Origin of the sequence: Shewanella sp. UCD-KL21 (assembly GCF_001957135.1) — a bacterium.
In the GTDB taxonomy this organism is placed as follows: Bacteria; Pseudomonadota; Gammaproteobacteria; order Enterobacterales; family Shewanellaceae; genus Shewanella.
Genome location: NZ_MPHK01000053.1, coordinates 1 through 1,178, shown reverse-complemented (window position 1 = coordinate 1,178; position 1,178 = coordinate 1). Strand labels below are relative to the sequence as shown.

1 rRNA gene is annotated in these 1,178 nt (G+C 38.6%); it reads left to right on the top strand.

What is annotated here, in order from left to right:
- Positions 1-1,032: 1,032 nt before the first annotated feature.
- A 16S ribosomal RNA gene (locus tag BM739_RS19795) occupies positions 1,033-1,178 on the top strand; the annotation flags it as partial.

Sequence of the window (1,178 nt, the reverse complement as noted above, 5' to 3'; positions counted from 1 at the left end):
TTGATGTTTTCTACTCTTTTCCGATTGGATTACTTTCTGCGATCAATTCTCTATGTTCCTGGTCAAAATATAATAGGCTTATTGCTAACAACTTTAGCGTTAGTTGGCCAGTAGGCTGTTTCAGATTGGTGTTTTTAAGCCTGACAGTGATTGCTATGAGTATTAAGGCGCCAGCTCTTAAAATAATGTGGTTTATTTTTCGATTATTTCACCATGTTGAACTAAAATTGAATGCCGCATTGAGATTTAAGTGGAAGAGTTTAAGTCTTTTACAAAGCAGTTAAATTCATCGCGCGAAAAAATTGTGGATAATTTTACTGCAATCACTACTAGCAAGTGAGCCCAATGTTTCATGACTTTAACGCATTAGCGGGTTTTAGCCCTTTAATCCTTCGGCATTAACGGGTATTAAGCGGATAGGGCCTAGCTCTGAATGAAGCCTTTTAATCCTAATAATGTGGATAACCTTGGGGGTAATAGGTGCGTATCCTGTACTTAAGCAAATAATGATTAAAAACTTCATTTTTATGCATAAAAGCCCTTGCGCAAGTTCAGGATTTGCCTATAATGCGCATCCACTGACACGGCGACAGGCCAATAGGCTCAAGGTGTTAGCGTTAATTAAGAGGCTTTTAAAGCATCATAATTAACCGGTTGAAAAGCATTTTAAATTAACTTTAAAAATGACTTGACGCCAACAACGGGAAGTGTAGAATACGCATCCYTAAGCCAACGACCTAGCGTCAAATGGCTGCTAATATGAAAGATCATTTCTTACATGATTAGCAACGCTCTTTAACAAATCAAACAAGAAATCTGTGTGGACACTCACAGGTGTTGAGTTAATCGAAATTGCTCATTCTTTCTCGTAAAGAATGATGCAATCAAAATTATTATCAATGTAACGATGAGTGTTCATAGCAATATGTAACAAACGTTTTAGAGATTCTTCCGAGTCTTTAAATCGAAATCAGAATTCATTGAGCCGAAACGAAGCTTTTATTTATAAGAGTGGATGTTTCAACAAAACTTTAATTGAAGAGTTTGATCATGGCTCAGATTGAACGCTGGCGGCAGGCCTAACACATGCAAGTCGAGCGGTAACAGGAATTAGCTTGCTAATTTGCTGACGAGCGGCGGACGGGTGAGTAATGCCTAGGGATCTGCCCAGTCGAGGG